The following is a 24,344-nucleotide window of genomic DNA, read 5'->3' as shown; positions in this document are numbered from 1 at the left end:
AGGGATGCACATCACTGTGCATCCCTGTTCATTAACTGGCAGCAATTGCGATTAATTCAGCACTTTAGTTTCCGGCTGAGTATTACGGCCAATTTTACCTACCACGCCCGCGATAACCGCTTGCACCAGCAGGATCAGTAACAGATACCAGCTGGCTTTTGCCGTCGCCGCGGCCGCCTTCTCGGCTGCCTCACGCGCTTTCTGCTCGGCTTCTGCTTTCAGCTGCTGATACTTTTGATAAGCCTGCTCATAGCTTTTCTGTACCTGAGCGACCATTTGGTCGACTTCCTGATCGCTTTTCCCGGTACGCGCTTTAATAATATTTTTCAGCGCATCAACGTCGGCGGCCTGCAGGGTAGCCTGATTACGTTCAACCACACCTTTAAACCAGTTGCTTAAATCACTGTCCGCGGTTTGCGGGTGATTTGCGGTATCCTGCGCCTGATTTTGCGCATTATTCGCTTCGCCCTGGGCATCGTTTTTAAGATTCTCAGGCTGCAACTCCGGCTTGCCGGTTTGACGCAGCGTTTTTTCCAGCTCGTTCTGAACATTACCCAGATCGATATTGCTCTCTTTCAGTTTATCTTTGGCTGCCTGGGTCACCGACGGGGCGACAGCAGAAATACCTTGTCCCATCAAATTAAAACCGGAACCGATCACACTTGCGGTGCCGCTCACTGCTGAACTCAGTACAGAGACCACAAGCCAGACGCAGATCAGCGTGTTAACTGCCCACATCAAAATACCGTGCAGCGCGCCTTCACGCTGTGCCAGTCTGCCGCTGACGAAGGCGCCAACCGCTATGGAAATCAGCATGCTCAGCCCGCTCCAAATCAGCGCGCCTTTACCCAATCCATCCAGTGGATTTTGCTCCTTCAGCGGGTCGATAGTGGTTGTACCAATAGCGGTGCCTAATATCGAAAGCAGCAGATAGATGACAATCGACAAAATAACGCCGGCAAAAACAGCGCTCCATGAAATACGTTTTAATGGTACGCCAGTGTAATTTTCACGATAAACCGGTTGAGTAAAGTTTTCGCTCATAACATTATTCCTTTGATTAATCTCTGGTTGCTAATTGAACCTTGCTTTGACAGTTATTCAAGTGAACGCAAGTCCTGATGCGTTCGAAGTAAGGTTAGTCACGAGAAGTGATTTCCACCAGAAAATAAATTTATTGGAATTACTGCAAAAGCAGACTAGCGAAGGCGGAACATTTTTAATGTTTAGCGTTTAATCAATAAGCATTAAAGGGTAATTCAAATACCTGTTTGCGAGAGCGTATTTGAATTACCCCGGTACTGTTTAATACAACCTATTGTTCAGGCCTGCGCGGGCTGACGCATTTTTTCCCCACGGCGGCGTAAAATTTCCATCACGATTAACAGGATCAGCGATGCGCCAATCATCAGGCTGGCCGCGGCAGCGATGGTGGGATCAAGGTTTTCCCGGATCCCGGCAAACATCTGGATCGGCAGCGTGCGCTGGCCGGGGCTGGCAAGGAACAGCGTGACCACCACTTCATCGAACGAGGCAGCAAAGGCAAATAGCGCACCGGAAAACACTCCGGGGGCAATCAGCGGCAGCGTTACCTTGCGGAAAGTCAGGAACGGCGATGCGCCCAGGCTGGCCGCCGCGCGTGACAGGTTAGTATCGTAGCTCTTCAGCACCGCCACCACGGTGATCACCACAAAGGGCACCCCCAGCAGCGCATGGGCCAGAACCAGACCGAGATAACTGTTGAGCAGCGACAGCCTGGCGAAGAAGAAGAACATTCCCACTGCGATGATCACCACCGGCGCAACCATCGGCGAAATGATAATCGCCATCACCAGTCCTTTGCCGCGAAACTCACCGCGCACCAGCCCCATCGACGCCAGCACGCCCAGCACCGTCGCCAGCAGGGTGGCCAGAGGGGCAATAATCAGGCTGTTACCCAACGCGCTCAGCCACTCCTGCGAATGAAAGAAGGTCTGATACCAGCGTAGCGAAAAGCCGCTCAGCGGGTAGCTGAGAAATGAACTGGCGTTAAAGGAGAGCGGCACTATCACCAGCACCGGCACAATTAAAAACAGCAGTACAGCAGCGCTGTAGAAATTGAACAGGCCTTTCCACAAGCGCAGGATCAGGGTTCCCTGTTGTCTCATCATCATCTCCTTAGTGAGCTGCCGCTTCGGCAGAGGTGCGGGTGACGCGGATATATACGATGTACAGCAGCATGACAATGATCAGCAGCTGGCTGCCGAGTGCGGCGGCCATGCCCCAGTTCATGGTGCTGTTAGTGAAGAAGGCGACGAAATAGCTGACCATCTGGTCATCCGGGCCGCCCAGCAGGGCAGGGGTCACGTAGTAGCCAATCGCCATCATAAACACCAGCAGCGCTCCGGCAGCAATCCCGGCCCAGGTCTGCGGCACATAGACGCGCCAGAAGGCAAGAAACGGATGAGCCCCAAGCGATACCGCAGCACGCACGTAGCTTGGTGAAATCCCCTTCATCACCGCGTACAGCGGCAGCACAATAAATGGCAGCAGGATGTGGGTCATGGAGATGAACACCCCGACGCGGTTAAACACCAGCGTGAGCGGATGATCGATGATGCCGACCGCCATCAGCGCCCGGTTGATCAATCCGCCTGACTGTAGCAGCACGATCCAGCTGGCGGTGCGGACAATCAGCGAGGTCCAGAACGGTAGCAGTACCAGAATCATCAGCAGGTTGGCGCGGTTTGATGGCTGTTTTGCCAGCCAGTAAGCCAGCGGATAGCCAATGCCCACGCACAGCAGCGTTACCACGGTTGCCATCCACAGCGTGCGCAGCAGCACATTGACATACAGCGCCTGGTCGGCGGGCAGGGCCTTAACTTCACCGCTTTGCACATCAATTTTACGGTCAAACACCGACAGCAGGTAGTAGCTGGTCACCGGGCTGGAGACGCGCTTGAGCGTTTGCCAGGTGGAGAGCTCGCCCCACAAAGGCTGTTTGGCAATCAGCGCGTCTTTAACCCCCATGCCCGATTCCGGCACCTGCCGTGGCGCGGTGACGGTCAGGCGGCGGAAAGCCGCGTTTTCATAGCTCAGGCGTTTAGCCACGGCAGCAATCTGCCCGCTTTCACGTGCGGCGATCAGCTCCTTGCCCAGCGTGGCGTACAGCGCTTCATCCGGCAGGTTTTTCCCCGACCACTGCTCAAGCGCACGGGAAGTCTGCGGGAGAGCGTCGTGGAATTCCGGATTCTCAACGCTTTTGCTCAGGATGGAGGCAATTGGAAACAGGAAACAGAGCACCACGAAAATCAGCAGCGGCGCAATCAGCAGCAGGGAGCGGCGGGTTTTAGTACCGTCGACCTGACGCAGGCGCTGGGTTAGCGACACCCCGGCTGGGGCCGAAGGGGTGGGGGTTTCCATTACGGTATGACTCATTGCTGTCTCCTGAAAGATATCTGGCAACGGGGTGTCGCCCCTACAGTAGGGGCGGACTTTTTGTTGCGGTCCGCCCGCAGGGTATTATTTTGCCGCCCAGGCGTTAAAACGCTGCTCCAGGTCTTCACCGTGCTCGAGCCAGAATTCGCTGTTGATCTGCATGGAAACGGCAAGGTTTTCCGGTGCCGTCGGCAGTTTGCTCAGCCGCGCCGGATCCAGCAGTTTGCTGGTATTCAGGTTGGTAGGGCCGTAAGGAATGTTCTCGGCAAACACCTTCTGGTTTTCAGGCTGGTTGGCAAAGGCAATAAACTGCTCCGCCAGCGCCTTGTGCTTCGACCCTTTAACGATCGCCCAGTTGTCGAGGTCATACAGCGCGTTGTCCCAGACGATCCTGAAGTTGTGGCCTTCATCCTGCGCGGCGCCGATGCGGCCGTTATAGGCGGAGCTCATCACCACGTCGCCGGATACCAGCCACTGCAGCGGCTGCGCGCCGGATTCCCACCACTGAATATTTGGCTTCAGCTGGTCCAGTTTCTTGAATGCGCGCTCAACGCCAGCCGGAGTGGCCAGCACTTTATACACTTCTTCCCGCTTCACGCCGTCGGCCATCAGCGCAATTTCCAGGGTATATTTCGCGCTCTTACGCAGGGCACGTTTGCCCGGGAACGCCTTCACGTTCCAGAAATCTGCCCAGCTGGCTGGCCCTTTTTTCAGCTTGTCGGCGTCATAGGTCAGCACGGTTGACCAGACGAAAATGCCCGCGCCGCACTCGGTCACCGCAGCAGGAATAAAGTCCGACTTCTTGCCCAGCTTATTCCAGTCCAGCGTCTCAAACAGACCCTCTTCACAGCCGCGCTGCAGTTCCGGGGTTTCCAGCTCCACCACATCCCAGCCGATCTGACCTGTTTCGACCATCGCACGAATGCGCGCCATTTCGCCGTTATATTCACCCGCTTCGAGGGTGCCTTTGCCTGCGGCGGTAAACGGTTTGTAGAAGGCTTTGTCCTGTGCATCTTTATTGGTGCCGCCGAACGAAATCACCGTCAGGCTTTCCGCCTGCGCCTGGAGTGTGAACGTCGCGAGAATCAGTGCAGCTAATGTCTTTACCATGCCAAACTCCTGATTATTAATGTTTTATATGCAGTTTCTATGCCACTTCCCTGTGGCCGGGCGCAATCGATCAGCCACGTAATAAAGTAGAGAGCAGTGCGAGCGCGCTTTTGAACTGTGCGTCTGGGATCGTCAGCGGGTAGAGGAAGCGGATGACGTTGCCGTGCACGCCGCAGGTCAGCAGGATCAGGCCCTGCTCGAGCGCACGCTGCTGGATGCTGCGCGCAATCTCTGCGGACGGTTTACCGGTGGCAGGGTCGTTAAATTCGGCGGCCACCATGGAACCGCGCGCGCGGACTTCGACCAGCGCCGGGTTGTTGCTGCTATTCAGCGTTTCGACCAGCTCAGCGCCGAGGCGCAGCGCGCGGGCGCACAGCTGCTCTTCTTCGATCACCTCTAACACCGCCAGCGAGGCCGCCACCGCTAGCGGGTTACCGGCGTAAGTGCCGCCCAGACCACCGGGTTCTGGCGCATCCATCACCGCAGCGCGGCCGGAGACGGCAGAGATAGGCAGACCGCCGCCAAGGCTTTTCGCCATGGTCATCAGATCGGGTTTTACTTCATAGTATTCACTGGCAAACAGCTTGCCGGTGCGGGCAAAACCGCTCTGGATCTCATCGGCAATCAGCAGGATGCCGTGCTGGTCACACAGCTTACGCAGGGCGCTGACAAACTCGGCGGGGGCGATGTTAAAACCGCCTTCGCCCTGAATTGGCTCATAAATGATTGCCGCGACCTGCTGCGGGCTGATATCACATTTGAACAGCGTTTCCAGGCTCTCCAGCGCATCATCGACGCTGTAGCCGTGCAGCGCGTTCGGATAGCGGGCGTGAAATACGGAGCCGGGGAAGGGACCGAAGCCGGTTTTATACGGCGTGACTTTACCGGTCAGGCCCATGGTCATCAGCGTGCGGCCATGGAATGCGCCGGTGAAAGCAATAACGCCAGGGCGACCGGTGGCAGCGCGGGCAATTTTCACCGCATTTTCTACCGCTTCGGCACCGCTGGAGAAGAAGGTGGTTTTGCACGGACCGCTGACAGGAACCCGGGCATTAAGCTGTTCGGCCAGAGCGATGTAGTTCTCGTAGGGGATCACCTGGTACGCGGTATGGGTGAAGCACTCAAGCTGTTGGCTGACGGCGGCCATCACTTTTGGGTGCCGGTGGCCGGTGTTGAGCACGGCGATCCCGGCGGTGAAGTCGATATATTCGCGGCCCTGATGGTCCCACAGCGTGGCATTTTCAGCCTTAGCGGCGAAGAAATCACACATCACACCGACACCGCGCGGTGTGGCATTCAGACGGCGCTGTTGTACTTCACTGTGACTCATGGTGTTACCTCGTCAAATTTTAGGTATAAACTTCACACATTCTCAGCTCTCCCTGTTTTGTAGCTTTTTCGGGGGTTTATAAACCAGATCCAGTTTTTTTTATTTCAAGGAACCAATTTTGCGAACGTTACTCGGAGACCTGCTTGCACACCGCTTAGCCCGGAACCCTAATGGGGCGCTGGGCAAACGTTTGTACGACGTGCTGCAGTGTGCGATTCAGGATGGATCCATTGCCACCGGCAGCCGCCTGCCCGCCACGCGCGACCTTGCACGCGAGCTGTCGGTCTCACGTAATACCGTGCTGGCAGCCTACGAGCAGCTGCAGTCCGAGGGCTATCTGCAGACGCGCACCGGAAGTGGTACCTTCGTCAGCGACTCACTGCCGGAAGCGGTGCCGGAAACCGATGAATTACCGGTCAGCGCCGGCAAGCCGTTCAACTTTGTGCGCTTCTCCAGCCGTGGTTCACGGCTGCTGACGCGCAGCGGGGCCGGGCCGCATCAGTGGGGGGCGTTTATGCCCGGAGTGCCGGATGTCAGCCATATGCCGCACGACATCTGGCGCAAGATCCACCTGCGGCTTAGCCGCCGTATGCCGGTGGAGGCGCTGAGCTACTCCAGCCACGGCGGCTGCCTGGAGTTGCAGCAGGCGTTAGCCGACTATCTGCGGGTGATCCGCTCGGTCAACTGCACGCCGGAGCAGATTCTGATCACTGCCGGAACGCACCAGGCGCTGGACCTGCTGGCGAAAATGCTCTGCGACCCGGGCGACCGCGCGTGGATTGAGGAGCCGGGCTATTGGGGGATCCGCAACGTGCTGGCGGTCAACGGTATCGACCTGCTGCCGACGGCGGTGGATGAGCAGGGCATGACGCTGCCGGACCTTAGCGCGGAGCTGCGCCCGCCGCGCCTGATCTGCGTTACGCCTTCGCACCAGTATCCGCTCGGTTCGGTGATGAGCCTGCAGCGGCGGCACCAGCTGCTGGCGCTGGCGCAAAGCGCGGGCAGCTGGGTGGTGGAGGATGATTACGACGGTGAGTTTCGCTTTGCCGAGTCGCCGATCCCGGCCTTGCAGGGGCTGGCACCGGATGCACCGGTAATTTATCTCGGTACTTTCAGCAAAACGCTCTACCCCGGGCTGCGCCTGAGCTACATGGTGGTGCCGAAAGCGCTGGCGGCGCGCATGAAGATGGCTCACTCCGAACTGTATCGCGGCGGCAATGGGCTGGTGCAGTTGACGCTGGCGGAGTTCATTCGCGAGGGGCATTACGCGGCGCACGTGCGCAAGATGCGCCAGCTCTACAGCCGCCGCCGCGCGGAGCTGGTGCGGGTCATCAAGGAGAGCCTGGGAGAGAGTTTTATCGCTCAGCAGAGCAATGCCGGGCTGCACCTGATCCTCTCACTGCCCGATAATATTGACGATGTGGCGCTCAGCGCCGAGCTGGAGCAAAACGGCGTGCTGACCCGCCCGCTCTCGGCCTATTACCTGTTGGGTACCACGCGGCGCGGGCTGTTGTTGGGTTATGCCTGCGTCGAGGAGCAGCAGATGGCGGAGAAATTTGCCCCCGTGCTCGCCTGTCTCAACCGTCGCCTGCAGTCGGCGCAATTGCACCAGCGCAGTGCGGACTGAGCGAATAGCCTGATTCTGCGGGTTATTTGTATGACCTGATCTGGTGCAAAGATAAAAAACAATAGAAAACAATAGCCTGGGAGATCTGCTCTCAGGCTTTTTTTTTGTGATTTTGTCAAATTCTGCTTGTCGAAGCGAAATTCGTTGTGGTAGAGCTAAAAAAGAGCCACCCGACAGATGCGCCCGGTGCAGGTAATGCACAAAGCGTGCCTGAGAGGTTTTTCCCCCGCTTGACGAGAGAATACTATGAGATCCCTGGTGAGTTTTAAGAACATCAAAAAGAGCTACGACGGCGAAAAGCTGGTGGTTCGCAACCTGAATCTTGAGGTGCAGGAGGGTGAGTTTTTAACGCTTTTAGGGCCATCCGGATCTGGAAAAACCACCAGCCTGATGATGCTCGCTGGCTTTGAAACCCCGACCGATGGCGAGATTTTTCTACGCGAGAAACCGCTGCATACCCTGCCGCCGCACCAGCGTGATATCGGCATGGTATTCCAGAATTATGCGCTGTTTCCCCATATGACCGTGGCGGAAAACCTGGCATTCCCGCTGTCGATCCGCCGCATGAACAAGGCGGATATCAAAGATCGGGTGTCGCGCATTCTCGATATGATTAAGCTGACGTCGCTGGCCGATCGTTACCCGGCGCAGATGTCGGGTGGGCAACAGCAGCGCGTGGCCCTGGCGCGTGCGCTGGTGTTTGAACCTAAGCTGGTACTGATGGATGAGCCGCTGGGTGCGCTGGATAAGCAGCTGCGCGAGCATATGCAGCTGGAGATTAAACAGCTGCACGAAATGCTGGGTCTGACCATCGTCTACGTTACGCACGACCAGAGCGAAGCGATGACCATGTCGAACCGGGTGGCGGTATTCAACGACGGCATGATCCAGCAGATGGACAGCCCCGGCACGCTTTATGAGCAGCCGGCAAATGCTTTCGTCGCGCAGTTTATCGGCGAAAATAACAGCCTGCTGGCGACTCAGGTCTCGGTGCAGGGCGACTACTATCGCGTGAAGCTGGACGATGGCTGCGAGCTGGATGCGCTCAAGGTGCGCCCAAGCTCGCCGGGTAAGAAAATCCAGCTCAGCATCCGCCCGGAGCGCATTAACGTCAATGCGCCGGAACAGGACGATCAGCAGGTGAAGGCGCGGATTCAGCAGTTTATCTATCTGGGGGATCACGTGCGGATGCTGACGGAAGTCGCAGGGCAGGGGAACTTTATGGTCAAGCTGTCACCCGCCAAAATGGACAGCCGCTGGCAGCCTGGTAGTGAAGTGCTGCTGTCGTGGCAGCCGCAGCATCTGCGGGCGCTGGATGTGGTGCTCCAGTAAATTCAGTCAATAAAAAAGGCGAGGCATGCCTCGCCCCTGCGGGGTAACGACGATGTGTACAAGGGCCGGGTAGGGGACAGGCTGCCTGACCCGGCTGCGCGATTACCCTTCCGCCTGCTTCGACTGGATCGCCGTCAGCGCGATGGTGTAGACGATATCGTCGACCAGTGCGCCACGCGACAGGTCATTGACCGGCTTGCGCATCCCCTGCAGCATTGGCCCGATTGAGATCAGGTCCGCAGAACGCTGTACCGCTTTGTAAGTGGTGTTACCGGTGTTCAGATCCGGGAAGATGAACACGGTCGCACGGCCGGCAACCGGGGAGTTTGGCGCTTTAGATTTCGCCACGTCGGCCATAATCGCTGCGTCATACTGCAGTGGACCATCGATCACCAGGTCAGGGCGTTTTTCCTGCGCGATACGCGTCGCTTCACGCACTTTCTCAACGTCGCTACCGGCACCTGAGTTACCGGTGGAGTAGGAGATCATCGCCACGCGCGGCTCGATGCCAAACGCCAGCGCGGAGTCGGCGGACTGAATCGCAATCTCTGCCAGCTGTTCCGGATTCGGGTCCGGGTTGATGGCGCAGTCGCCATACACCAGCACCTGCTCAGGCAGCAGCATAAAGAACACCGACGAGACCAGCGAGCTGTTCGGCGCGGTTTTGATCAGCTGCAGCGGCGGGCGGATAGTGTTGGCAGTGGTGTGAACCGCACCGGAAACCAGGCCGTCCACTTCGCCACGCTCCAGCATCATGGTGCCGAGCATCACGTTATCTTCCAGCTGCTCCTGCGCGACCACTTCGGTCATGCCTTTGCTCTTACGTAGCTCTACCAGGCGCGCCACGTAGTTTTCACGTGCGGCTTCCGGGTCAACAATCTCGATGCCTTTACCCAGCTCAACGCCCTGAGCTGCGGCCACGCGCTGGATCTCTTCCGGGTTGCCCAGCAGGACACAGGTGGCGATGCCGCGTTCGGCACAGATAGCCGCCGCTTTCACGGTGCGAGGTTCGTCGCCTTCCGGCAGCACGATGCGTTTGCCCGCTTTACGCGCCAGCTCGGTCAGCTGGTAGCGGAAGGCCGGAGGAGAGAGGCGACGGCTGCGTTCGGAAGCGGCGGTCAGCGACTCGATCCAGTCCGCGTCAATGTGGCTGGCCACGTACTCCTGCACGCGCTCAATACGCTGGGTATCGTCGCTGGGTACTTCCAGGTTGAAGCTCTGCAGGCTAAGGGAGGTCTGCCAGGTGTTAGTGTCGACCATAAATACCGGCAGGCCAGTCTGGAAGGCGCGTTCACACAGCTTCTGAATGGGGGCATCAATCGCGTAACCACCGGTCAGCAGGATGGCACCAATCTCAACGCCGTTCATCGCCGCAAGGCAGGCTGCAACCAGCACGTCAGGGCGGTCGGCAGAGGTCACCAGCAGGGAACCCGGACGGAAGTGCTCCAGCATGTGGGGAATGCTGCGTGCACAGAAGGTCACGGATTTCACGCGGCGGGTGGCGATCTCACCTTCGTTAATGATGCGGGCGTCAAGGTGACGGCACATATCAATGGCGCGGGTGGCGATCAGCTCGAAGCTCCACGGCACGCAGCCCAGAACCGGCAGCGGGCTGTTAGCGAACAGCTGCTTGGGATCGATATTCGCGACGCTGGCTTTGGTAGAATCGTCGAAGATCTCGGAAAGATCCGGGCGCGTACGGCCCTGATCGTCAACCGGTGCGTTCAGCTTGTTAATGATCACGCCGGTGATGTTTTTATTTTTGCTGCCGCCGAAGCTGCTCTGGGTCAGTTCGATACGCTCTTTCAGCTGCGCCGGCGAGTCATTGCCCAGCGACATCACGAAGACGATTTCCGCATTCAGGGTTTTGGCGATTTCATAGTTTAGCGCCGAGGCAAACTGATGTTTGCGCGTCGGCACCAGGCCCTCGACCAACACGACCTCTGCGTCTTTGGTGTTTTCATGGTAGTTGGCGATGATCTCTTCCATCAGCACGTCCTGCTGATTGGAACCCAGCAGGGATTCCACGCGGCTCATGGCCAGCGGCACGGCGGCGGGAATGCTGGAGTTTTTACGGATGATAGTGGTGGTCTGGTCCGGGCTGTCGCCACCCGCGCGCGGCTGGGCGATAGGCTTGAAGACGCTAAGACGCACGCCTTTACGTTCCATAGCACGAATAACGCCGAGGCTGACGCTGGTCAGGCCGACGCTGGTGCCGGTAGGGATGAGCATGATTGTACGGGACACAGTAACTCCTCATGACTTTAGCCTGCACACGTAGAGCAGCTGCTCCAGTAGCAAGGGCTATACAAATTTCTTGGTGTCTAAAACAACTCCGCCAGCCTGAGCTGACGGAGAGAATCGTTTATTATGCGGTGAGACGGTCTGCGTCCTGCGCGATGACCAACTCTTCGTTGGTTGGGATAACCAGCGCCGGGCGGGTGCCCTCTTTGTTGATGAAGCCGGATTTGCCGAAGCGCGCGGCCAGGTTGCGTTCGTGGTCCACTTCGAAGCCCAGCAGGCCGAGCTTCGCCAGCGACAGCTCGCGCACCATCGCGGCATTCTCACCAATCCCGCCGGTGAAGATCACCGCGTCCAGACGGCCATCCATCAGCGCGGCATAAGAGCCGATATATTTCGCCAGGCGGTGGCAGTAAACGTCCATCGCACGTTTGGCATCGGCTTTGGTATCGTAGTTATCTTCCACATAGCGGCAGTCGCTGGTGACTTCGGTCAGGCCCAGCAGGCCAGACTCTTTGGTCAGCATCTTGTTGATCGCATCCACGTTCATGCCGAGCGTATCGTGCAGGAAGAAGATAATCGCCGGGTCGATATCACCGCTGCGGGTCCCCATCACCAGGCCTTCCAGCGGGGTCAGACCCATGGAGGTGTCAACGCACTCGCCGTTACGGATAGCGGAAACCGAACCACCGTTACCCAGGTGACAGGTGATGATGTTCAGCTCGGACACCGGCTTATTCAGCACTTTGGCGGCTTCCTGCGTCACGTAGAAGTGGCTGGTACCGTGCGCGCCATAGCGGCGTACGCCGTGCTCTTTGTACAATTTGTACGGCAGGGCGTAGAGATAAGACTCTTCCGGCATAGTCTGATGGAATGCGGTGTCGAAAACAGCCACATTTTTATCTGACAGGTGCGGGAAGTTTTTCAGCGCTTCGTCAATGCCGATCAGGTGCGCCGGGTTGTGCAGCGGTGCAAATGAAGAGGCGTCTTTGATACCCTGGATGACGGATTCGTCAATCACGACGGACTGCGTTAACTTTTCGCCACCGTGAACGATGCGATGACCGATAGCAACGATTTGTGCCGACAGTTCTGGTTTTTGTGCCAGAATAGTTTTAACCATGAAGTTCAGTGCTTCGCTGTGCGCTGCGCCTGCACCCAGAGCCGCTTCTTGTTTAGCGCCTTCCAGTTTCCACTTAATGCGGGCTTCCGGCAGGTGGAAACATTCAGCTAAACCTGACAGGTATTCGTCGCCGTTTGCCGGATCGATAATGGCAAACTTCAGGGAAGAACTACCGCAGTTCAGAACCAGTACTAACTTACTCGACATGGAAGGTCCTATTTATTAAAAGTGGCGAAATAAAAGTCAAACAGACTATCAGCGTAGCGCATGAAAGCTGGTACATTAATGATGAACATCATGCTGCCGGAAAGTTTTGTCCGAAAGCAAAAAATTTTGGAAACTTTACGATTTTTTTTTAAATCTGATGCGCTTTTTCATGGCTTGGCCGAATGTTGACCAGGATTGCTCGCTGTCCAGGGCATTACCCTAAATAATTCGAGTTTCAGGAAGACGGCAACTGAGTGAACCCTCAGGAGCTTACTCAAGTAAGTGACTGAGGTGAGCAAAGGAAGTCGGCGCACCTGAAGTTTGAAGTATGACGGGTAAAAACGCGCACAGGATAACCAGTGTCAGCCGTAAAGACAAAATATTTTGAATGATGTTAGGTAAAGTTGGTGACTTGTAATTTTTTTTTAATATTTATCTCTGAAGTTGAGGTTAGCCATGGCGAATGAATCCGGCAGTGTCGGTTGGTTTAAGCTGTTCCAGCATGGTCAGCACTACATGAAGACATGGCCTGTCGATAAACGCCTTGCGCCTATGTTTCCAGAAAATCGCGTCACGCGCGCGACACGGTTTGCCATCCGCATTATGCCGCCCGTGGCTGTTTTCAGCCTCACCTGGCAGATCGCCCTTGGCGGGCAGCTGGGCCCGGCCGTCGCCACCGCGCTGTTCGCCTGCAGCCTGCCGATGCAGGGTCTGTGGTGGCTGGGCAAGCGCTCGGTAACGCCATTGCCGCCTTCTTTATTGGGCTGGTTCCACGACGTGCGTGAAAAGTTGCAGGCCGCAGGCCAGGCCATTGCCCCGGTGGAAGGCAAGCCAACCTATCAGTCACTGGCTGACGTGCTGAAGCGCGCCTTCAAGCAGCTGGATAAAACCTTCCTCGACGACCTTTAATCGCGTTTGCGGGTTTTCTGTGACGATCTCACCGGAAACCCGCGCTGCGTCAAAGAAGCCTCTCCCCGCGCCGTGAGATCCTGCCGCCACTGACTATTTTCCCCGTGGCGGAGGAGCCCCAAATGGACATGACCCATGCCCAGCGTTTAATTCTTTCCAATCAGTACCAGATGATGGCGATGCTCGACCCGGATAACGCCGCGCGTTACCAGCGCCATCAGACCATTATCGAACGCGGCTTTGGCCTGCAGATGCGCGAGCTGGATAACGATTTTAGCCAGCTTCCGGAGGCGGAGTGCCGCACGCTGATCGCGATGATGGAGATGTATCATGCCCTGCATATCTCCTGGACCAATCTGAAAGAACCGCAGGGCATCGAGCTGCGTCGTCTGGTATTCCCTGGCTTTGATGCCGCTTCTGAAGGGCGATATCTTGGCTATGTGCGCTTTCTGGTGGAGGTTGAAGGGCGCTACACCCACTTTGATGCGGGCAGCCACGAGTTTGATACTCAGGTGCCGATGTGGGAAAAATACCAACGCATGCTCGCGCTGTGGCACAATTGTCCCCGGCAGTATCATCTGAGTGCGAACGAGATCGCGCAAGTTATCAACGCCTGAGAAGGAAGATGCGGTGAAGTGTAAAGGTTTTCTGTTTGATCTGGATGGCACGTTAGTTGACTCCCTTGCGGTAGTTGAACGTGCCTGGAAAAACTGGGGTAAGCGCCACGGGATCGCTCCTGAAGAGGTGCTGGGCTTCATCCACGGTAAGCAGGCAATTACCTCACTGCGCCACTTTATGAGCGGGGCTTCAGCGGAGGAGATTCAGCAGGAATTTATCGCGCTGGAAAAGCTGGAAGCTGAAGATATTGACGGCATTGTTGCCCTGCCCGGTGCCGTTGCGCTGTTAAGCCAGCTGGACGAGCTGGAGATCCCCTGGGCGATCGTCACTTCAGGTTCCATACCCGTTGCCAGCGCGCGCCATGCGGCGGCAGGTTTACCCGCCCCGGCAGCATTTGTCACCGCCGAGCGCGTTGAGCGCGGCAAGCCAGAGCCGGATGCCTATCTGCTTGGCGCCCAGCTGCTCGACCTGGAACCGGAGGAGTGCGTGGTGGTGGAAGATGCCGCTGCCGGGATCCTCTCCGGTCTGGCTTCCGGCAGCCATGTGATCGCGGTTAACGCGCCGGCAGATTCACCGCGGCTGGAAGATGTCGATATGGTGCTCAGCTCGCTGGAAGAGTTGATCATCAACAAGAATCCTGACGGCAGCGTCAACGTCCATCGCAAACACTAATCTCCCCTAAGACCCCGCAACTGCGCTGCAGTATTCCTGCAGCGTAACTTCCAGCCTGGCTGGTATATCTTCTTCCGCATCCAGCTAAAGCAGTGATGATAAAAGTCAGATCAGGTGAAGGTCATTACATTCAACAGTTAACATAATGTGATAATACTGGCGGGTTGATGCTGTTTATTCTGACGCTGGTTGCTGACGAATCCTTTAGCTTTTCCGATAATATCGATGTGTTTTTCGCCATCCCATTCAGCTGGTTAACTCAAGAAGGCAAGAAAAATCCTATAAAAATCAGCTAGAAATTCCTGATTTGACATATTGCAGCCATTAACCTGGCTGCTATATAGTCGCAGCTAAATACCTATGAAAGAGTGTGTATACCTACTCTGAAGTTCACTATTTAAAGGGATTACCAATCAAAGTGGATGGCCAACATAAGGCGCAAGACAACCAGCGTGAGATGCAGGCTGAGTTATAGCAGTTAAAGACTGGCAGACAGAGTATCGACGTGGTGGGCCAGGCGTTTAGTTTTAAAAATGGCGACGGCATACAGCAATCCCTGGCAACCTCCTCATCGGGTTAAACGTCAACGCAGAATAATGTCGATATTGATTCACACAGCGCGACTTTGCCGAAAAAAAGCTAAAGGACCGCTGCCCGGCAGCGTAATGAAAGTATCTACCTGAACGGAAAAAGGACGTGACGAATGACGGAAGAAACACAGCAGGGAAACGGTGACGGTCAGCATGTGACCTACATACTGCCGGAGTGGGACCAGCACGGGCTGGTCAACTGGCACGGTATCCAGAACCAGAAAAAATCATTGAATGCCAGGGCGGTGCTGCTGCAGCCACCGATTAAGGTTATCCCGGTGATTTTTCTCCCCGGCGTGATGGGGACGAATTTGATGTCAAACGATGAGGGTAAGAAGAGCGTTATCTGGCGCGGCGACAGTCAGGTGGGGGTGTATTGGGAGTGGGCGCGGAAAAAAGGCAATGACCGTCGGGAGTTGCTAAACCCCAATACCACTAAGGTGGATAACCGTGGCGATATCGACCAAAGTTTCTATTCACCGTTATCCGATGACGGAAAAATGTTTCCAACCCGCAGCGAACGCGGCTGGGGCGAGATTTTATCCTTCAGCTACGGCAAGTTTTTAAGCGTCTTCCAGGGGGCACTGCTGGATGACTGGCAGCAGGACCTGGTGAATTACGCCACGCCCGCACGGGGGAAAGGCGGCGTGTTAAGCCAGCTGGTGGGCAGGCCGCTGTCGCAGGATAAAGGAGACGAGATTAGTGGCGAATCCGTAATGACTCAGCAGGAGCTTGACCACTTCCGGAATTTTTTATTGCCGCTCCATGTCTACGGCTATAACTGGCTGCAGGATAATAAAACTTCTGCCGAGGGGCTGGTTAACTATATCGACGAGGTGATTGACCTCTACAAACATGAGCATGGTCACGGCATGGCCTTTCCCGCCGGGCAGGAGAAAGTCATCATCGTCACTCACTCCATGGGCGGGCTGGTGGCGCGCTATGCCTCGCAGATTTTAGGGGCTAAGGATAAAATCCTTGGCATTGTGCACGGCGTTATCCCTGACCTCGGTTCCCCGGCGGCGTACCGCCGTATGAAAGTCGGCGCGGGGCAGGAGGGGATGGCGGGGGCGGTATTGGGCAGTACGGCGCAGGAGCTGATGCCGGTGTTAGCCCGCGCCCCGGCACCGCTGCAGCTTTTGCCCTCGGCTAAATACCTTGGTGGCGCGCCATGGCTGACGGTGGAAGGAGTTAATGAGGATGACAGCGATATAGCACTGCCGCAAACCCGGGACCCGTTCGGCGAGATTTACCTCAATAAAACCCTGTGGTATCGCCTGTATGAGGCCGATATTATCGATAAGGATGCAGCGGTAATAAAGAGCAACTGGGCTGAATACAACAGGTGTATTCGTAAAGTAGTAAAACCATTTATTGAAAATTTAGACGATACCTATCACCCTAATAGCTATGCGTTTTATGGTGATCAAATAGACTCTGACGGTACGCTAAGCTGGAACAGGATCACCCAGGTTTACCCGAAAAAAAAGGGTGAGAATGACTTAAAACTGCCCAATAACTACCGGGAAGTCCCGTTGCCGCTTCAGCGTGCTCAGGTCTACCGACTCGGCTCATCCAACACCCCGGGTGACGGTACGGTGCCGGTGGAATCACTGAACACTATACGCCATAGCAGTAGCATCAAAAGCGTGCTGGCAACCGCAGTTGAACATCAGAAAGCCTATGACGTCAGCAGCCTGAAAGATATCTCTAAACGACCGGCCCTGCAATTTACCCTGCGGGCGATTGTGAAAATGGTGCATGAGGTCCCGGTTCCATGAAATCTGTCCAGAAATTTACTATGTTAGCGCTGCTGGCCAGCAGCATGCTGCTGGCTACCCCGACCGTGGCCGCCACACAACCGCCTATCACGCAGAAGGAGAGTGCTGTGATCAACACCCTGTTTGCCGAGACCAAACCGCAGTGCATCGGGCGCTATATCATTGATGTGCCGCAGTCATTTAACAACCAGCTGCACGATATGATTTTTATCGATGACTTTAAAATCAGCAGCAAGTGGATCTACCCGCCGGCCTTTCAGCAGCGGATAAGGCTGAGGGAGCAGGAACTGCGTGACGCGATTAATAAACCTGGAAATAAAGCCAAAGATGCCCCCTATCTGAAGGAAGTCATTACCTTACCTGATGGTCGTGGCGTGATTTATGATCATAACGAGTCGGTTACGCCAGATATTTACCGCCAGCTTGAGGCCCATGTGTATGTCAATCATGTGGCCTTTGTCATTACTACGGATATTCAGGATTTCTCTGGTGAGAAAAATAAGCAAGAGAAAATTGAATATTTAGCTGATGGTTTTACTGAAGCAGATGCAAACACCAAACCCGCCAAGCTGGCCGCACTGCAATCGTTGATTTCGCGCTTAAGTGGCCGAAAGGATGAAGAAATCCCGAGGGGGAAAGGGGTATGTATTCCGAACGGGTTTATCAGGGATGATGGCGCTAAGCACATGGAAAAAGTGACATTTAGCTATGAAAATGATGATTTTATTTTGGGTGTATATGAAAATAACAAGTTTATGGGTTCGGATGACACTCTGTTTAATCGCAGTGCGCAAATAAACGAAGCGCTGAAAACCTCCAATAAGTACAGCATTAAAAAAGAGGCGCGGACCATTAACGGTATCCCCACTGAAATGTGGTTGTTTGGTGGTACACAAGATCTCAGAAATGAGCAGACGAACGAGGATGAAAAGATCACCGTCTACGACTTTGACCTGTATGCCAACGAACGGGATGCCACGCCTGAAAAACCCAACTTTTATATTGGTCTCAGCAGTGAGTACAAAAAAATGCGCTACAGCGAAGCGCAGATGATTGAAATCTGGGACCGGCTGGTCAATTCACTGCGCTACAAATAACTAATTGAGTTAATTATGGCTCTCCGGTTTTCCTGGGAGCCACTGTTAAAAACGGTGCAAGGATGCTTATCATGAAAATTTTCCATTACAGCGTTGCGCTGTCGCTGGCCTTCATCATGTTTATTGTCCAGGCTAAAGCTGTCACGTCACCGATGAAGGAGAGTTCTGTGATCAACACCCTGTTTGCCGAGACCAAACCGCAGTGCATCGGGCGCTATATCATTGATGTGCCGCAGTCATTTAACAACCAGCTGCACGATATGATTTTTATCGATGACTTTAAAATCAGCAGCAAGTGGGTCTACCCGCCAGCCTTTCAGCAGCGGATAAGGCTGAGAGAGCAGGAACTGCGTGACGCGATTAATAAACCTGGAAATAAAGCCAAAGATGCCCCCTATCTGAAGGAAGTCATTACCTTACCTGATGGTCGTGGCATGATTTATGATCATAACGAGTCGGTTACGCCAGATATTTACCGCCAGCTTGAGGCCCATGTGTATGTCAATCATGTGGCCTTTGTCATTACTACGGATATTCAGGATTTCTCTGGTGAGAAAAATAAGCAAGAGAAAATTGAATATTTAGCTGATGGTTTTACTGAAGCAGATGCAAACACCAAACCCGCCAAGCTGGCCGCACTGCAATCGTTGATTTCGCGCTTAAGTGGCCGAAAGGATGAAGAAATCCCGAGGGAAAAAGGGGTGTGTATACCAAACGGATTTATCAGGGATGATGGCGCTAAACACATTGAAAAAATCACCTTCCGATATGTCAATGATGATTTTGTTTTTGGTGCTGAAATGGACAATACGATAGAGGGTTCAGATGACACTCTGTTTAATCGTAGTGCGGAAATTAATGAAGCGCTGAAAACATCCAATAAATACAGCATGAAGAAAATGACCCTTGCGCCTGGGGGCATTCCCAGTGAGACTTGGCTGTTCGGTGGAAATCAGACTATTACAAATCCGGTGACGCATGAAGATGAAAATAATACTTATTATGACTTTCTTCTTTATGCCAATGAGCGCGATGCCACGCCTGAAAAACCCAATCTTATTGTTGGCCTCAGCAGTGAGTATCTAAAAACGCGCTACAGCGAAGCGCAGATGATTGAAATCTGGGACCGACTGGTCAATTCACTGCGCTACAAATAACTAATTGAGTTACATATGGCTCTCCGGTTTTCCTGGGAGCCACTGTTTAAAAGCAGTGCAAGGTTGCTTAACATGAAAATTTACCCGCACAAGGTTGCGTTAACGCTGGCCTGCATACTCTTTGCTGCTCTGCCATGGCTACCGCATTTGCATAATCTCACGCTGACGCAGTTTTTGCCGATGGGTTACAGCGAATCCTGACTGATCTCATCCAGCGACAGGCTAAAGCTCGGAACAAATACCTCTACAAAGTAGTCCATCTCCGGACTGTGGCGCTGTGCCAGCGTCTTTTCCAGGCGAGCTTTGGCCAGCAGAAACTCATTATTGCCCGCCGACAGCTCTTCGAGACACTTCAGATAGGCACAGAGCGCGTCGGCCTGCTTCACCACCGCCGTTTCCGCTTCGCTGTGCTGATGCTCGTCAATCAGTGGAGCATAGGCGGAGCGCAGCTCCTCCGGCAGCATCTCAATCAGCTTACGCTGGGCTATCTTTTCGATTTTCTTATATTCGTGGGCGATCTGCGCATTGTAATACTTCACCGGGGTGGGGAGATCGCCGGTCAGGACTTCACTGGCATCGTGATACATCGCCATCATGGCGATGCGTTCAGCATTGAGATTGCCATTAAACTTTTTGTTCTTGATGACCGCCAGCGCATGGGCAACCATCGCTACCTGCAGGCTGTGTTCGGAAACGTTCTCCGTGCGCACGTTGCGCATCAGCGGCCAGCGGTTGATTAACTTCAGGCGGGAGAGGTGGGCGAAGAAGTGGCTTTGGGTCATGATTATTTTCCCTGGTACAAAATGCGAAGAGCGGCCTGAGCCGCTCTTTGGGGAGAACATTACAGCTGGCGGTAGCCACTGAGGAAACGACCAAACTTGTTAATCGCCATATCCAGTTCATCAACGCGCGGCAGCGTGACAATGCGCACGTGATCCGGCCACGGCCAGTTAAAGGCGGTGCCCTGAACCAGCAGCACTTTTTCCTGCAGCAGGAAGTCGAGCACCATCTTCTGGTCATCGTGAATATTGAACTTCTTGCTGTCAATTTTCGGGAACATATACAGCGCGCCGTTTGGCTTCACGCAGCTCACGCCCGGAATGTCATTAATCAGCTCCCATGCCCGGTTGCGCTGCTCATAGAGGCGGCCGCCAGGCTGGATAAATTCGCTGATGCTCTGATATCCACCCAGCGCGGTCTGAATGGCGTGCTGTGCCGGAACGTTGGCGCACAGGCGCATGGAGGCCAGCATCTCCAGACCTTCAATATAGCCTTTGGCGTGCTTCTTCGGCCCGTTGAGGACCATCCAGCCCTGGCGGAAGCCCGCGACGCGATAGGTTTTAGACAGACCGTTAAAGGTGATTGTCAGCAGGTCCGGCGCCAGCGCCGCAATAGAGTGGTGCTGTGCGGCATCGTAAAGGATTTTGTCGTAGATTTCGTCGGCGAAAATAATCAGGTTGTGCTGACGGGCCAGCTCGACCACTTCCATCAGCAGCTCTTTGCTGTAAACGGCACCGGTCGGGTTATTGGGGTTGATAATCACAATGCCGCGGGTGCGCGGGGTGATTTTGCTGCGGATATCATCAAGGTCCGGGAACCAGCCTGCGGACTCATCACACAGGTAGTGAACGGCTTTGCCACCTGAAAGCGAGACGGCCGCAGTCCACAGCGGATAATCCGGCGCCGGAACCAGCATTTCGTCACCGGTATTCAGCAAGGCCTGCATCGACTGTACGATCAGTTCAGAGACGCCGTTGCCGATGTAGATATCTTCAACGGTGATATCACGCATGCCGCGTGCCTGGTAGTGCTGCATGATCGCTTTACGCGCCGAGTACAACCCTTTGGAATCGCAGTAGCCCTGAGCGCTTGGCAGATTGCGGATCACATCCACCAGAATCTCATCGGGGGCTTCAAAACCAAACGGCGCCGGGTTGCCGATGTTCAGCTTGAGGACTTTATTACCTTCTTCTTCGAGGCGCTTAGCTTCTTTCAGCACCGGGCCGCGAATGTCGTAACACACATTATCCAGTTTGCTGGATTTATCAATTGGGGTCATTTTTGTCGCCTTGACTGGCAGAACTGCGTTCCTGCCGTGGAAAACTAAACATTGCACAATGTACTCCTCTCCTCTGAGCTTTTGAAGGGCGACAGCGGGCTTTGGTGAGTTAAAGGATGTTTTTTCACTCAGCTGGCAGGGGGGCACGTCAGGACCGAATATTCTGATATTTCATGCTGCATAATGGGTGTAATCCGATACTAACATCTGTGCAATGATTCTACGCTGTCAAGCGCCTGCATGATTAGTCGTTCCACTAAAGGGACTCTGTTAGCTGATTCAGTAAAAAACGGTGTACTGATGCTTTAAGAAACTGTGAAGATATGCTTATTTCACTGTCTGTTTTTTAATCAGTCGGGGCGATAGCTGAAGAATAGGCAGCATCTGAGGGGGGAGGGGGGAGAGAAGGATCGGAACTTGAGGCTACCCGTGTGACGATAAATTTTTTAGGGCCAGGCCCGGTATTGCGTGCTGTCGCCGATAAAATCTTGCTTTAGTGATAAGTTTAATTGCTTTTGGGCTTAAAAAGTAAACGACAGTATGTCAGGATAATGCTCAGGAGACTTTGCACCGTGCGTGCAGGTACTCCGGGTGATAAAAAAACGCTTTTTATTACCCTAAATAGTAAGTTGTACTTAACATTTTGCGCTGTAACTACAGCGATCTGGCAATTCAATTTTCAATGGTTGTTTTAGACTTGCGGCACCACAACTCATCCTTTTTTGAGTTTCGTCGGTGTTAATTAACTATAACGACGCGGCTTCCTGCAACTTATGGGTTAGTGCAGCGTGCATTAGTGATGTATCAGACAGAAGAACCTATTTAACTCTGGCAGTAAATCCTGGCTCAAGCGGGATCGACGGCTGGAGGTGAAGAGTCTTTATCGTCTGCAAATGTAAGTAATGCATCGGGTAATTTTTAATTGCTAAACACTGTAGCCATTACGCAATTGTTATCGTCTTATCCCTTTGATAAGACTGGTAATAACACCAGGGTAGCTGTTTGTAAAAAACTTATAAAGTGAAGAAAAACATGACTAGTGCAAATCGTCCGATACTTAATCTCGACCTCGATCTGCTGAGAACTTTCGTGGCTGTTGCCGACCTGAACACTTTTGCCGCTGCTGCGGCCGCCGTGTGCAGAACGCAATCCGCCGTGAGCCAGCAGATGCAGCGTCTGGAGCAATTGGTAGGCAAAGAGCTGTTTGCCAGGCATGGACGCAACAAGTTATTGACGGAACATGGTATTCAGCTGTTGGGCTACGCCAGAAAGATACTGCGCTTCAACGATGAAGCCTGTACTTCTCTGATGTACAGCAACATTCAGGGGGTGCTCACCATCGGTGCCTCCGATGATACTTCTGATACCATTTTACCGTTCCTGCTCAATCGTGTGACCTCGGTATACCCGAAACTGGCCATCGACGTTCGCGTGAAGCGCAATCCATTTATGATGGAAATGCTTAACCAGGGCGAAGTTGACCTGGTGGTGACCACCTCCAGCCCGATGAATTTCACCTGGCAGGTACTGCGTACGTCGCCGACCCTGTGGTACTGCGCGGCTGATTACATCTTCCAGCGTGGGGAAGCGATTCCTCTGGTGCTGCTGGATGAGCCAAGCCCATACCGCGACATGGCGATCGATCACCTTAACGAAGCGGGCATCCCGTGGCGTATATCGTACGTGGCCTCTACGCTGGCTGCGGTACGTGCTGCGGTGAAAGCGGGCTTAGGTGTGACTGCGCGTCCGGTGGAGATGATGAGCCCGGAGCTGCGCGTAATGGGTGCTGCAGAAGGCCTGCCAATGCTGCCGGATACCGAGTATCTGCTGTGCCGTAATCCGGACAGCGATAACGAGCTGGCGCTGGCAATCTTCAACGCGATGGAGTCCAGCAACGATCCGTACAACCTGATCACTGCAGGGCAGAGCGCCGCAGGCTTCGCCGACGAAGATGAATAACCGTCCAAACGCAAACGATTACTTTTATCATTAAAAGTCGATTGTTTTCGAAATGAGTGGTTAAAAAAGGCCTTTCAGTTAGAAATTAAGCTGAAGGGCCTTTTTGTTGCAAATTTATATGCCAGCTCAGGCCATTTTTTGGCATTAATCTGGCTATGCGCGTTAAAAAGCGCCCATTCAGCTAAAAACCCAAAATTCCTCCCTCACGCTCCACTCTGGTCCGATCAGTGAATTGATTCTGCTCAAAAAAAGTTGCCTGTTTTACCGGCATAAAACACCAAACTGTGTTCTGGATCAAAAAAATAACCCCAATAAGGGGCAGGAAAACCGGGTGAATCCTGCCAAAATAGGCGTTGTTAAATACCCGATCCAAACAAGGTTTTACCCGCTACACTAACTTCACATGATGCTACTGACTCGATTTAGCTCACTTATTGAGCATCATATGTTAAATTCGTGTTGTGGGTGTAAATTAATGTGCGGATAGTTTTGTCAAAGTTGACAAAAGGTTAGTTAAAGGAGTAAAAAACCACATAAAATTACTGCCTAATCGCGAAAGACAGTAAGATTTATCAGGTTTTTCATTCTTCCCTTGAATCGATGTGGTGTGTTAACTGCCAATTATCAGAGCAGGACGCGAAACGCCACTTTTGGTGAGTAAGCAAGAGTATGTCAACAACCACAGAAGTCGTCGCCCATCATTGGGCATTCGCTGTTTTCCTGATCGTCTCTATTGGCCTTTGCTGCGCAATGCTGGCCGGAGCATGGTTCCTGGGCGGAAAAGCCCGTGGAAGGCATACAAATACACCTTTTGAATCCGGTATTGCTTCGGTGGGCAGCGCTAAACTGCGCCTGTCTGCCAAGTTTTACCTGGTTGCCATGTTCTTCGTCATCTTCGACGTTGAAGCCCTCTATCTCTACGCATGGTCGACGGCGATCCGCGAAAGCGGTTGGGTCGGCTTTGTGGAAGCCGCTATTTTCATTTTGGTTCTGCTAGCTGGTCTGTTTTATCTGGTTCGCATTGGCGCGCTGGATTGGGCTCCTGCCCGTCGTCAGTTTGACGTCAAACCAACCACCATCTCGCACGCCAACCGTCACAAGCAGTAACAGCGAGG

20 protein-coding genes are annotated in these 24,344 nt (G+C 54.0%); 11 read left to right on the top strand and 9 right to left on the bottom strand.

The features are described from left to right. Positions 1–51: 51 nt before the first annotated feature. The 5 genes from ACLI4M_RS02340 to ACLI4M_RS02320 all read right to left on the bottom strand — a co-directional run bounded on the left by ACLI4M_RS02340 (position 52) and on the right by ACLI4M_RS02320 (position 5,857). On the bottom strand, positions 52–1,044 hold the full coding sequence (locus ACLI4M_RS02340; protein ID WP_048915433.1) for a TIGR04086 family membrane protein: 993 nt from the start codon (positions 1,042–1,044) through the stop codon (positions 52–54). Between the two features lie 278 nt (positions 1,045–1,322). Then, entirely contained in the window at positions 1,323–2,147 is an 825-nt protein-coding gene (locus ACLI4M_RS02335) for an ABC transporter permease (RefSeq protein ID WP_048915434.1), read from the bottom strand. A 10-nt stretch (positions 2,148–2,157) separates the two neighbouring features. After that, positions 2,158–3,417: an ABC transporter permease gene (locus ACLI4M_RS02330; protein WP_133623198.1), complete on the bottom strand. Its 1,260-nt coding sequence runs from the start codon at positions 3,415–3,417 to the stop codon at positions 2,158–2,160. A gap of 84 nt (positions 3,418–3,501) precedes the next feature. Further along, positions 3,502–4,527, bottom strand: coding sequence for an ABC transporter substrate-binding protein (locus ACLI4M_RS02325; RefSeq protein WP_099754971.1), 1,026 nt, complete (start codon positions 4,525–4,527; stop codon positions 3,502–3,504). A gap of 70 nt (positions 4,528–4,597) precedes the next feature. Beyond that, entirely contained in the window at positions 4,598–5,857 is a 1,260-nt protein-coding gene (locus ACLI4M_RS02320; RefSeq protein WP_048915437.1) for a 4-aminobutyrate--2-oxoglutarate transaminase, read from the bottom strand. Between the two features lie 118 nt (positions 5,858–5,975). On the opposite strand from ACLI4M_RS02320, the gene ACLI4M_RS02315 reads away from it, so the two are divergent. After that, positions 5,976–7,484, top strand: a complete 1,509-nt coding sequence (locus ACLI4M_RS02315) for a PLP-dependent aminotransferase family protein (RefSeq protein ID WP_048915438.1) — start codon at positions 5,976–5,978, stop codon at positions 7,482–7,484. 246 nt (positions 7,485–7,730) lie between these two features. Continuing rightward, complete coding sequence (locus ACLI4M_RS02310; protein WP_133623199.1) at positions 7,731–8,816, top strand: ABC transporter ATP-binding protein; 1,086 nt, start codon at positions 7,731–7,733, stop codon at positions 8,814–8,816. Between the two features lie 102 nt (positions 8,817–8,918). Here ACLI4M_RS02310 and pta read toward each other — a convergent pair whose 3' ends face one another. Then, positions 8,919–11,063 (bottom strand): phosphate acetyltransferase, encoded by a 2,145-nt coding sequence (gene pta, locus ACLI4M_RS02305; RefSeq protein ID WP_099754969.1) that lies wholly within the window; start codon positions 11,061–11,063, stop codon positions 8,919–8,921. Between the two features lie 121 nt (positions 11,064–11,184). Continuing rightward, positions 11,185–12,387 carry an acetate kinase gene (gene ackA, locus ACLI4M_RS02300; RefSeq protein ID WP_048915441.1) on the bottom strand — a complete coding sequence of 401 codons (1,203 nt, stop codon included), beginning with the start codon at positions 12,385–12,387 and terminating at the stop codon, positions 11,185–11,187. Between the two features lie 456 nt (positions 12,388–12,843). Between ackA and yfbV the strand changes: the two genes are divergently transcribed. From yfbV to ACLI4M_RS02265, 7 genes are all read left to right on the top strand, one after another. Beyond that, positions 12,844–13,296 (top strand): terminus macrodomain insulation protein YfbV, encoded by a 453-nt coding sequence (gene yfbV, locus ACLI4M_RS02295; RefSeq protein WP_048915442.1) that lies wholly within the window; start codon positions 12,844–12,846, stop codon positions 13,294–13,296. 122 nt (positions 13,297–13,418) lie between these two features. After that, positions 13,419–13,913, top strand: coding sequence for a YfbU family protein (locus ACLI4M_RS02290; RefSeq protein WP_048915443.1), 495 nt, complete (start codon positions 13,419–13,421; stop codon positions 13,911–13,913). Positions 13,914–13,926: 13 nt separating this feature from the next. After that, complete coding sequence (locus ACLI4M_RS02285; protein ID WP_133623200.1) at positions 13,927–14,586, top strand: sugar phosphatase; 660 nt, start codon at positions 13,927–13,929, stop codon at positions 14,584–14,586. A 167-nt stretch (positions 14,587–14,753) separates the two neighbouring features. Further along, positions 14,754–14,882, top strand: a complete 129-nt coding sequence (locus ACLI4M_RS02280) for a hypothetical protein (RefSeq protein ID WP_301291977.1) — start codon at positions 14,754–14,756, stop codon at positions 14,880–14,882. Positions 14,883–15,289: 407 nt separating this feature from the next. Next, a complete protein-coding gene (locus tag ACLI4M_RS02275; protein ID WP_133623201.1) occupies positions 15,290–16,957 on the top strand; it encodes a lipase family alpha/beta hydrolase in 1,668 nt (555 codons plus the stop codon). After that, positions 16,954–18,054 carry a T6SS immunity protein Tli4 family protein gene (locus tag ACLI4M_RS02270; protein ID WP_133623202.1) on the top strand — a complete coding sequence of 367 codons (1,101 nt, stop codon included), beginning with the start codon at positions 16,954–16,956 and terminating at the stop codon, positions 18,052–18,054. The genes ACLI4M_RS02275 and ACLI4M_RS02270 overlap by 4 nt, the downstream gene beginning before the upstream one ends. Positions 18,055–18,125: 71 nt before the next feature. Further along, positions 18,126–19,211 (top strand): T6SS immunity protein Tli4 family protein, encoded by a 1,086-nt coding sequence (locus ACLI4M_RS02265; RefSeq protein ID WP_133623203.1) that lies wholly within the window; start codon positions 18,126–18,128, stop codon positions 19,209–19,211. A gap of 185 nt (positions 19,212–19,396) precedes the next feature. Here the strand turns inward: ACLI4M_RS02265 and yfbR are convergent, their stop codons facing one another. Together yfbR and ACLI4M_RS02255 are read right to left on the bottom strand one after the other, a co-directional pair. Beyond that, positions 19,397–19,993, bottom strand: coding sequence for a 5'-deoxynucleotidase (gene yfbR / locus ACLI4M_RS02260; protein WP_048915445.1), 597 nt, complete (start codon positions 19,991–19,993; stop codon positions 19,397–19,399). A 59-nt stretch (positions 19,994–20,052) separates the two neighbouring features. Continuing rightward, positions 20,053–21,270 carry a pyridoxal phosphate-dependent aminotransferase gene (locus ACLI4M_RS02255; RefSeq protein ID WP_413449774.1) on the bottom strand — a complete coding sequence of 406 codons (1,218 nt, stop codon included), beginning with the start codon at positions 21,268–21,270 and terminating at the stop codon, positions 20,053–20,055. A 1,032-nt stretch (positions 21,271–22,302) separates the two neighbouring features. On the opposite strand from ACLI4M_RS02255, the gene lrhA reads away from it, so the two are divergent. Then, complete coding sequence (lrhA, locus tag ACLI4M_RS02250; protein ID WP_048915447.1) at positions 22,303–23,229, top strand: transcriptional regulator LrhA; 927 nt, start codon at positions 22,303–22,305, stop codon at positions 23,227–23,229. A 669-nt stretch (positions 23,230–23,898) separates the two neighbouring features. Then, entirely contained in the window at positions 23,899–24,336 is a 438-nt protein-coding gene (locus tag ACLI4M_RS02245; RefSeq protein ID WP_048915448.1) for an NADH-quinone oxidoreductase subunit A, read from the top strand. The last annotated feature ends 8 nt before the right edge of the window (positions 24,337–24,344 follow it).

The sequence above is a fragment of the Erwinia sp. LJJL01 genome (genome assembly GCF_047300805.2).
GTDB lineage: Bacteria > Pseudomonadota > Gammaproteobacteria > Enterobacterales > Enterobacteriaceae > Erwinia > Erwinia aphidicola.
The sequence above is the reverse complement of the archived record's forward strand: the minus strand, read 5'-3'. Positions and strand labels throughout refer to the sequence as shown.

Excerpts from the sequence above, each read along its gene's own strand:
- ACLI4M_RS02340 (WP_048915433.1), bottom strand. The coding sequence starts at position 1,044 with ATGAGCGAAAACTTTACTCAACCGGTTTATCGTGAAAATTACACTGGC.
- ACLI4M_RS02335 (WP_048915434.1), bottom strand. The coding sequence starts at position 2,147 with ATGAGACAACAGGGAACCCTGATCCTGCGCTTGTGGAAAGGCCTGTTC.
- ACLI4M_RS02330 (WP_133623198.1), bottom strand. The coding sequence starts at position 3,417 with ATGAGTCATACCGTAATGGAAACCCCCACCCCTTCGGCCCCAGCCGGG.
- ACLI4M_RS02325 (WP_099754971.1), bottom strand. The coding sequence starts at position 4,527 with ATGGTAAAGACATTAGCTGCACTGATTCTCGCGACGTTCACACTCCAG.
- ACLI4M_RS02320 (WP_048915437.1), bottom strand. The coding sequence starts at position 5,857 with ATGAGTCACAGTGAAGTACAACAGCGCCGTCTGAATGCCACACCGCGC.
- ACLI4M_RS02310 (WP_133623199.1), top strand. The coding sequence starts at position 7,731 with ATGAGATCCCTGGTGAGTTTTAAGAACATCAAAAAGAGCTACGACGGC.
- ackA (WP_048915441.1), bottom strand. The coding sequence starts at position 12,387 with ATGTCGAGTAAGTTAGTACTGGTTCTGAACTGCGGTAGTTCTTCCCTG.
- yfbV (WP_048915442.1), top strand. The coding sequence starts at position 12,844 with ATGGCGAATGAATCCGGCAGTGTCGGTTGGTTTAAGCTGTTCCAGCAT.
- ACLI4M_RS02290 (WP_048915443.1), top strand. The coding sequence starts at position 13,419 with ATGGACATGACCCATGCCCAGCGTTTAATTCTTTCCAATCAGTACCAG.
- ACLI4M_RS02280 (WP_301291977.1), top strand. The coding sequence starts at position 14,754 with ATGCTGTTTATTCTGACGCTGGTTGCTGACGAATCCTTTAGCTTTTCC.
- ACLI4M_RS02275 (WP_133623201.1), top strand. The coding sequence starts at position 15,290 with ATGACGGAAGAAACACAGCAGGGAAACGGTGACGGTCAGCATGTGACC.
- ACLI4M_RS02270 (WP_133623202.1), top strand. The coding sequence starts at position 16,954 with ATGAAATCTGTCCAGAAATTTACTATGTTAGCGCTGCTGGCCAGCAGC.
- ACLI4M_RS02265 (WP_133623203.1), top strand. The coding sequence starts at position 18,126 with ATGAAAATTTTCCATTACAGCGTTGCGCTGTCGCTGGCCTTCATCATG.
- yfbR (WP_048915445.1), bottom strand. The coding sequence starts at position 19,993 with ATGACCCAAAGCCACTTCTTCGCCCACCTCTCCCGCCTGAAGTTAATC.
- ACLI4M_RS02255 (WP_413449774.1), bottom strand. The coding sequence starts at position 21,270 with ATGACCCCAATTGATAAATCCAGCAAACTGGATAATGTGTGTTACGAC.
- lrhA (WP_048915447.1), top strand. The coding sequence starts at position 22,303 with ATGACTAGTGCAAATCGTCCGATACTTAATCTCGACCTCGATCTGCTG.
- ACLI4M_RS02245 (WP_048915448.1), top strand. The coding sequence starts at position 23,899 with ATGTCAACAACCACAGAAGTCGTCGCCCATCATTGGGCATTCGCTGTT.